Source organism: Streptomyces sp. NPDC005752 (assembly GCF_040630715.1).
Classification (GTDB): domain Bacteria; phylum Actinomycetota; class Actinomycetes; order Streptomycetales; family Streptomycetaceae; genus Streptomyces.
Map to the genome: position 1 here is coordinate 1 of NZ_JBEXYB010000079.1, position 6,998 is coordinate 6,998.

Below are 6,998 nucleotides of genomic sequence, written 5' to 3' on the forward strand. Positions count from 1 at the left end.
TCCGGCCCCTGTCGCCGTCGTCGTCTCTGAACCACACCCCGCCGTCTACTACGCCCTGGGGCCGTTCCGCGCCCCCCACACCCCCCCCGCCGCCGTCGTCTCCGTGCGGGCTCAGCCGCGCGGCACCGCCTCGCCCGACTCCGCGTCGACCACCTTCCGGCCGTCCAGCGGGGCGTCCAGCGTGACCGTCCGGGTCAGCATCTTGGCGATCATGATGCAGGCCTTCCCGGGTTCCGGCTTCGACTCGGCGACCGTGATCCGCACCGTGGCGCCGTCCTCCTCGGCGCGGGCCGTGTACGTGCTGCACACGCCGCCCCAGAAGTTCACCTCGAGGGTCCGGCCGTCCGCGCTGTACGAGGTGATGCCCGCGCCGGTGTCCGAGGAGCCCGGGTCCTTCGTGGGCTGGGGAGAGGGCTCCCGGCTCTCGTCGGCCACGTAGGCCGGGTCCACCGCGAGCCGGACGAGCGTGTTGCCGGGGCCGTCGCCTCCGGGCCGCACGGAGAACAGCCAGGAGGGCACGAGGATCCGCTCGCCGTCCGCGTACTGGGCCGCGAGCCCGAACTCGGCCTTCTCGACCGTCACCGTGGCCGCCGGGGGTGTCTTGTCGTTGTCCCCCGTGCCGCAGTCGGCCTTCGGTGAAGCCGGGTCGCCCTCCAGCGGCTCTGCGGTCGCGCAGCCGCCGACGTCGGACTTCGCGGCCCGCCGGCTCTCCGCGTTCAGCTGCCTCAGCGCCTCGTCCGCGCCGACCACGGGATACGTGTCGCCCTTCTCCAGGCCCTTCAGCTGTCCGCTGCCGCCGACGATCTCGCCCCCGGCGCCCACCTGGATGCCGGTCGACCAGCCGTACGTCGGCAGCCCGCCCACCACCGGGTCGGCGTTCACCACGCGTACGGCACCCATCAGCTGATCCGCGTCGAGCGCGGCATCGCCCTGGCCCGCGGCCTTCAGCACCGGCACCGCCGCGGCCTTGGCGGCCTTCTCGCTGACGGGGGAGCCGGACGCGGATGCCCGGTCCTGTTTCGCGCAGGTCCGGGCGGACTCGCACGCATCCGGGCCGCCGGAGCCGTACCGGGAGAAGGTCCAGGTGCCCGGAGCCTGCTTGATCACCCGCAGGACGGGACCGGACCCGTCCCCGTCGCTGCCCACCGTCCAGGCCGTGCCCTCGGCGCGGGGCGTGCCCTGCACGCCGAGGGCCTTCGCGAGACGCGTCACCTCGGCCGCGGTCACCGTGCCCGTCGAGCGGTGGACGGCGGCGCTGTCAGGGCCGTCCGGCAGCGCACCCGATGCCCGGTAGACGGTTCCGCCGCCGTGCGGGTCGGGTTCACCGGGTGCGATCCCCGGCGGCCGCGCCGACGTGCTGTCCGCGTGGTCCAGCGAGAGGAGGGGAGGGGAACCGTCCCCGGCTGTCTCCCGGCCCGCGTCCGCGCCGCTGTCTCCCGACGCGGCCGAGGCCCAGTACGCCACTCCGCCACCGGCCAGCAGCACGGCTGCCGCCACCGAGGCCGCCACGAGCGGCGAACGCCTCCGGGGGCCGGTCACGTCATTCTCGGGTCGCTCGGTGCTCACCGGATCGCTCCTTCGGCTGTCTGACCGTCACTGGCGCATCATCCGTCCCCGGGGCGGGGACACCGGTGGGACGGGCCGAAGGAGCGCGCGGTTCCACCCCGTGCGCGGGAAGCCTGCTGGGAAGGCCCCCCTCAGTCCCCGTAGTCGGACATCGAGTCGATGAGACGGGCCGAGGACGGCGGCACCGTGACCCCGTGGATGCGGGAGTGTTCCACCGGCTTCGTGACGGTCCTCGCGGGCACGGTCCAGTGCGGCGCCATCCGCGCGCAGTCACCGCGCAGCTCGGCCAGGCTCATCTCGGACTCGCGCGGAACGATGTTGTTCGACATATCCGCACCGTACGCAGGGAAGCCCCCAGGTAGAAAGACCTACTATCGGGTAGTTTTGCCCCCTCGGTCACCGTGGCGACACCGGGTAGCGTGAACTGTCACGCCGTCCCGGAGGGCGCGCTCACGCGTTCCCTTCGCCTTCCGCAGGAGCAGCTTCCCGTGCGCATCGCAGTCACCGGCTCCATCGCCACAGACCACCTCATGACCTTCCCCGGCCGATTCGCCGACCAACTGGTCGCCGATCAGCTGCACACGGTCTCGCTCTCCTTCCTGGTCGACAACCTCGACGTGCGACGTGGCGGAGTCGGTGCCAACATCGCCTTCGGCATGGGCGTGCTCGGCACGCAGCCGATCCTGGTCGGTGCCGCCGGGGCGGACTTCGACGACTACCGCGCCTGGCTCGACCGGCACGGCGTGGACACGGGATCGATCCGGATCTCCGAGGTCCTGCACACGGCGCGCTTCGTCTGCACGACGGACGCCGACCACAACCAGATCGGATCCTTCTACACGGGCGCCATGAGCGAGGCCCGGCTGATCGAGCTCAAGAGCGTCGCCGACCGCGTCGGCGGTCTCGACCTCGTCTCGATCGGGGCCGACGACCCGGAGGCGATGCTCCGCCACACCGAGGAGTGCCGCTCGCGGGACATCCCCTTCGCCGCGGACTTCTCGCAGCAGATCGCCCGGATGGACGGCGAGGAGATCCGTATCCTCCTCGACGGCGCGACCTACCTCTTCTCCAACGAGTACGAGAAGGGGCTCATCGAGTCCAAGACCGGCTGGAGCGACGAGGAGATCCTTTCCAGGGTCGGCCACCGTGTCACCACCCTCGGCGCCCGGGGCGTCCGCATCGAGCGGGCCGGACAGGACCCCATCGAGGTCGGCTGCGCCGAGGAGGAGCGCAAGGTCGATCCGACCGGCGTCGGCGACGCGTTCCGCGCCGGTTTCCTCTCGGGGCTCACCTGGGGTGTGGGCCTGGAGCGCGCCGCCCAGGTCGGCTGCATGCTCGCGACCCTGGTCATCGAGACGGTCGGCACCCAGGAGTACACCCTGCGCCGCACCCACTTCATGGACCGCTTCACCAAGGCGTACGGCGACGAGGCCGCGTCCGAGGTCCGCAAGCACCTCTCCTGACGCGAGCGGAACGGGTCACAGGAGCCGGCGGACCACATAGGCCGAACCACGGTCCGCCGGCTCCTCGCCCACGTACTCCTGCTCACGCATGGCGCACCAGGCCGGAATGTCGAGGCGGGCGGCCTCGTCGTCCGAGAGCACCGTCACCGTGCCGCCCACCGGTACCTCTCCGATCACCTTTGCGAGTTCGATCACCGGGATCGGGCAGCGCCTGCCCAGCGCGTCGACCACGAGCGAGGCCCGCGGGGTGGGGGAGGGCGCCGCGGAAGAGGGTGCGCCGAGCTTCTCCCGTACCCCGGCCACCACTCCCGGCAGTACGTCGAGGAAGGCGCCGACCTCCTCCTCCGTCGTGCCGGCCGGGAGCGAAACACGGATGTTCCCCTCCGTGAGCACCCCCATCGCCTTGAGGACGTGGCTCGGTGTCAGGGTGCTGCTCGTGCAGGACGATCCGGATGAAACGGAGAAACCGGCCCGGTCCAGCTCGTGAAGCACTGTCTCTCCGTCGACATAGAGACAGGAGAAGGTGACCAGGTGCGGCAGCCGCCGCACCGGATCGCCGACCACCTCCACGTCGGGCACCAGGGCTCCCACCGCCGCCCGGATGCGGTCCACCAGGGCGCGCAGCCGTACGGCCTCCGCCTCGGCCTCCGCGCGTACCGCCCGCAGTGAGGCCGCCGCCGCCACGATCGCCGGGATGTTCTCGAAGCCGGCTGCCCGGCCCGACTCCCTCTCGTCGGCGGGTCCTTGCGGTGCGAACCGGACCCCCTTGCGTACGGCCAGCAGCCCGACGCCGGCAGGGCCGCCCCACTTGTGGGCGCTTGCGGCCAGCAGCGACCAGCGGCCCGGTACCGGGGCCCAGCCCAGGGACTGTGCGGCGTCCACCATGAGCGGCACACCCGCGTCGGCGCAGATCTCGGCGGTCTCCGCCACCGGCTGCTCGGTCCCCACCTCATGGTTGGCGGACTGCAGACAGGCCAGCGCGGTGTCCGGGCGAAGGGCCCGGCCGTACTCCGACGGGTCCACCGCGCCGGTACGGTCCACCGGCACCTCGGTGAACGATCCGCCCTCCGCCGCGAGGGCGGCGGCCGAATGGAGTACCGAGGAGTGCTCGACGGCGGAGAGCGCCAGATGGCGGCCGACACGCCGACGCCCGGAAAGGGCTCCGGTCACCGCCGCGTGCACCGCCCGGGTGCCGGAGGAGGTGAAGGCGAGTTCGTCCGGACGGCATCCGACCGCCTCGGCCGCGGCCTCCCTGGCCGCGTCCAGCAGCACCGCCGCCCGCCGCCCCTCGCGGTAGAGGCGGGCGGGATCGGCCCAGCCCTCGTCCAGTGAGGCAAGCAGCGCCTGGCGGGCGACGGGATGCAGGGGTGCGGAGGAGGCCGCGTCGAAGTAGGGCACGCCTTCACGCTAGCCCGCGTGGTGCGTGACCAGGGGACCGGCCGCCGTCGTGGCGGGGGAGAGGGGGCGTCAGATGCGGGCCGGAGGCTCGCATTCCATCCCTTCGGGGTGTCGTGCGGCGCGTTGGGTACCCTCCCCGCGCGGCCCCAAATGGCGTCCAGTAGGGTTTGGTCCGCATAAACATCCAAACCCCTGCCCGCGTCAGGGCCGGCGACCGACCAAGTGAGACGGGCGCGCCGACCGTGCGGGCGAGACTCTCGGGAAGGCGCTACGTGAGTCCCAACGGCTCCGACCGCTCGTCGCGGCGCCCGATGCGGCGGAAGCTGCCGCAGGTGCTGACTGCGGGCCTGGTCCTGGCGACGGCCTCCGGTTGTTCATACAACTGGGAGGATTTCCCCCGCCTCGGTATGCCCACCCCGGTAACGGAAGAGGCCCCTCGGATCCTCTCCCTCTGGCAGGGCTCGTGGGCGGCAGCGCTCGCCACGGGTGTCCTTGTCTGGGGGCTGATCCTGTGGAGCGTCATCTTCCACCGGCGAAGCAGGACCAAGGTGGAGGTACCGCAGCAGACCAGGTACAACATGCCTATCGAGGCGTTGTACACAGTGGTTCCCCTCATCATCGTCTCGGTGTTCTTCTACTTCACCGCGCGCGATGAATCGAAGCTCCTCGAACTCACTCCGAAGCCCGCCCACACCATCAACGTGGTCGGCTACCAGTGGAGCTGGGGCTTCAACTACATCGAGAAGGTGGAGGGCCAGCCCTCCGCCGGCAGCGAGATCCCCAAGGAGCTCGACGCCATCCCCAACAAGTACCGCGATGAGTTCCCCGAGGGCGCCGGCGGCGTCTACGACGTGGGCATCCCCGGTACGCGTAACCCGCAGAACGGCAACCCGGGTCCGACCCTGTGGCTGCCGAAGGGCGAGAAGGTCCGTTTCATCCTGACTTCGCGTGACGTCATCCACTCCTTCTGGGTGGTGCCGTTCCTCATGAAGCAGGACGTCATTCCGGGCCACACCAACTCCTTCGAGGTCACGCCGATGAAGGAGGGCACCTACATGGGTAAGTGCGCCGAACTCTGCGGCGTGGACCACTCCCGGATGCTCTTCAACGTCAAGATCGTCTCTCCCGAGCGTTACCAGCAGCACCTCAAGGAGCTGGCGGACAAGGGTCAGACGGGCTACGTGCCGGCAGGCATCGAGCAGACGGACCCGGCCAGGAATGCGGAGACGAACAAACTGTGAGCATCCTCAATGAATCCCAGGGTGCCGCGGCAGCAGACGACTCGTTCGAGGACGAGCTGCCGGTGCGGCGCAAGCAGCCGGGGAGTGTCGTCGTCAAGTGGCTGACCACCACTGACCACAAGACGATCGGCACGATGTACCTGGTCACATCGTTCGCGTTCTTCTGCATCGGTGGCCTCCTGGCGCTCTTCATGCGCGCCGAGCTGGCCCGTCCGGGTACGCAGATCATGTCGAACGAGCAGTTCAACCAGGCGTTCACGATGCACGGCACGATCATGCTGCTGATGTTCGCGACGCCGCTGTTCGCCGGTTTCGCCAACTGGATCATGCCGCTGCAGATCGGCGCGCCCGACGTGGCGTTCCCGCGGCTGAACATGTTCGCGTACTGGCTGTACCTCTTCGGCTCGCTGATCGCCGTCGCCGGCTTCCTCACCCCGCAGGGTGCGGCAGACTTCGGCTGGTTCGCCTACTCCCCGCTGTCGGACGCGGTCCGCTCGCCGGGCGTCGGCGCCGACATGTGGATCATGGGTCTGGCCTTCTCGGGCTTCGGCACGATCCTCGGTTCGGTCAACTTCATCACCACGATCATCTGCATGCGCGCCCCCGGCATGACGATGTTCCGCATGCCGATCTTCACCTGGAACGTCCTGCTGACCGGTGTCCTGGTCCTGCTGGCCTTCCCGGTACTGGCCGCCGCGCTCTTCGCGCTGGAGGTCGACCGAAAATTCGGCGCACACATCTTCGATGCGTCGAACGGCGGCGCATTGCTCTGGCAACACCTCTTCTGGTTCTTCGGCCATCCAGAGGTGTACATCATCGCTCTACCGTTCTTCGGAATCATTTCCGAGATCATTCCGGTATTCAGCCGCAAGCCGATGTTCGGTTATGTCGGTCTGATCAGCGCGACGATCGCCATCGCCGGTCTTTCGGTGACGGTGTGGGCCCACCACATGTATGTCACCGGCGGCGTGCTCCTGCCGTTCTTCTCCTTCATGACGTTCCTCATCGCGGTGCCCACCGGGGTGAAGTTCTTCAACTGGATCGGAACGATGTGGAAGGGGTCGTTGTCCTTCGAGACACCGATGCTCTGGTCCGTCGGCTTCCTGATCACCTTCGCCTTCGGTGGTCTGACCGGCGTGATCCTGGCCTCGCCGCCGCTGGACTTCCACATCTCCGACTCGTACTTCGTGGTCGCGCACTTCCACTACGTCGTCTTCGGCACCGTGGTCTTCGCGATGTTCGCCGGATTCCACTTCTGGTGGCCGAAGTTCACCGGCAAGATGCTGGACGAGCGGCTCGGCAAGATGACGTTCTGGACGCTGTTCATCGG

Annotated in this window: 6 protein-coding genes; 3 read left to right on the plus strand and 3 right to left on the minus strand. The window is 69.3% G+C overall.

Annotated elements, in window-relative coordinates; genetic code table 11:
- Positions 1–111: 111 nt before the first annotated feature.
- Together ABZ441_RS33325 and ABZ441_RS33330 are read right to left on the minus strand one after the other, a co-directional pair.
- A complete protein-coding gene (locus ABZ441_RS33325; RefSeq protein ID WP_358981122.1) occupies positions 112–1,566 on the minus strand; it encodes a hypothetical protein in 1,455 nt (484 codons plus the stop codon).
- Positions 1,567–1,697: 131 nt separating this feature from the next.
- Positions 1,698–1,895 carry a hypothetical protein gene (locus ABZ441_RS33330; protein WP_358981124.1) on the minus strand — a complete coding sequence of 66 codons (198 nt, stop codon included), beginning with the start codon at positions 1,893–1,895 and terminating at the stop codon, positions 1,698–1,700.
- Positions 1,896–2,054: 159 nt separating this feature from the next.
- Here ABZ441_RS33330 and ABZ441_RS33335 point away from each other — a divergent pair, with 159 nt between their 5' ends.
- The gene (locus ABZ441_RS33335; protein WP_358981126.1) at positions 2,055–3,029 is read left to right on the plus strand and encodes a carbohydrate kinase family protein; all 975 of its coding nucleotides are present in this window, start codon (positions 2,055–2,057) and stop codon (positions 3,027–3,029) included.
- Positions 3,030–3,044: 15 nt separating this feature from the next.
- Here ABZ441_RS33335 and ABZ441_RS33340 read toward each other — a convergent pair whose 3' ends face one another.
- Positions 3,045–4,427: an aminotransferase class V-fold PLP-dependent enzyme gene (locus ABZ441_RS33340; protein ID WP_358981128.1), complete on the minus strand. Its 1,383-nt coding sequence runs from the start codon at positions 4,425–4,427 to the stop codon at positions 3,045–3,047.
- 272 nt (positions 4,428–4,699) lie between these two features.
- Between ABZ441_RS33340 and coxB the strand changes: the two genes are divergently transcribed.
- Together coxB and ABZ441_RS33350 are read left to right on the plus strand one after the other, a co-directional pair.
- Positions 4,700–5,668, plus strand: coding sequence for a cytochrome c oxidase subunit II (gene coxB / locus ABZ441_RS33345; RefSeq protein ID WP_358981130.1), 969 nt, complete (start codon positions 4,700–4,702; stop codon positions 5,666–5,668).
- On the plus strand, positions 5,665–6,998 hold a 1,334-nt coding region (locus ABZ441_RS33350; protein WP_358981132.1), incomplete at its 3' end, for a cbb3-type cytochrome c oxidase subunit I. The genes coxB and ABZ441_RS33350, both read left to right, overlap by 4 nt.

Coding starts and splice junctions, on each gene's coding strand:
- ABZ441_RS33330 (WP_358981124.1), bottom strand. CDS start 1,895: ATGTCGAACAACATCGTTCCGCGCGAGTCCGAGATGAGCCTGGCCGAG.